Raw genomic sequence first — 803 nt, 5'->3', positions numbered from 1 at the left:
TCGTTCGATTGCTGGTTTTTTAGCAGGCGTATTTTCTTCACTATGTGCGTATCAACTTTGCCAAAAGAATAAGCCTAAAATTCATGTGATTAAATCTTTGGCTTATCCGTAACTGGGGTTAATTTAAATCTAATCATTCCGATAAAAGTGTGCAGAACACAGCTTTTATCGCATTGGTGAGGAATAATATCAGTATTTCACCCACGTCATTTTGCGGCTGGCATTGGTGGCAAGGTCTACATTATAAAGGGTTAAATGTTTGCCATTGCTGCTTAAACGTGCACGAGTTTTATATTGTTTACCTGTGCGCGGGTCTAAATAGTCACCTTCATAAAATTCAATTTGATTGCTTGGCGTAGCTTTTAAGTGACTTAATGGCACAAAACCTAACAGTGGCTTATCTTTATTTTTACCCGTACAGAGTGTGCAATTTTCCAAACGCGGTGCGCCAGGAACCGCACGTAGTTCTGTAATCGTAGCGGCATACGCACCTTGTTTATCTTTACTCATGACTACGTCAGACAATGAAAAACCTGTGCGGTAGTCTAATGTTTTCCATTTGCCCAAAAGTGGGTCTGCATTGGCTGCATAAGCTAAACTTGAACAGCAAATCGCGCTGATGAATGCTAAACGAGAAAAGAACAGGGTGTTCATAAAATCAATATCCCAGAGAAGAAGCGTAAGCGTCCGCTGAACACACCTTCTGAATTCATCCTATAAGCCTTAATTTAGTCCCCACTTAGAAACAAGTGGGGACTTAAATTTATGACTACAAATAATCAGACATCCATCGCATCTCTTGC

The 803-nt window shown here is 40.2% G+C and carries 1 protein-coding gene and 1 pseudogene; one reads left to right on the top strand and one right to left on the bottom strand.

Annotated features, from left to right (window positions below; all coding sequences use genetic code 11):
- Positions 1 to 112: pseudogene (locus ACEO2X_RS13990) on the top strand (IS982 family transposase); the annotation flags it as partial.
- Between the two features lie 77 nt (positions 113 to 189).
- Here ACEO2X_RS13990 and ACEO2X_RS13985 read toward each other — a convergent pair.
- Positions 190 to 654: a DUF2147 domain-containing protein gene (locus ACEO2X_RS13985; RefSeq protein ID WP_371972168.1), complete on the bottom strand. Its 465-nt coding sequence runs from the start codon at positions 652 to 654 to the stop codon at positions 190 to 192.
- Positions 655 to 803: the final 149 nt, after the last annotated feature.

Origin of the sequence: Acinetobacter sp. AL9 (genome assembly GCF_041464035.1) — a bacterium.
GTDB lineage: Bacteria > Pseudomonadota > Gammaproteobacteria > Pseudomonadales > Moraxellaceae > Acinetobacter > Acinetobacter towneri.
Note: the sequence above shows the minus strand (reverse complement) of the source record. Positions and strands in the feature narration are given on the sequence as shown.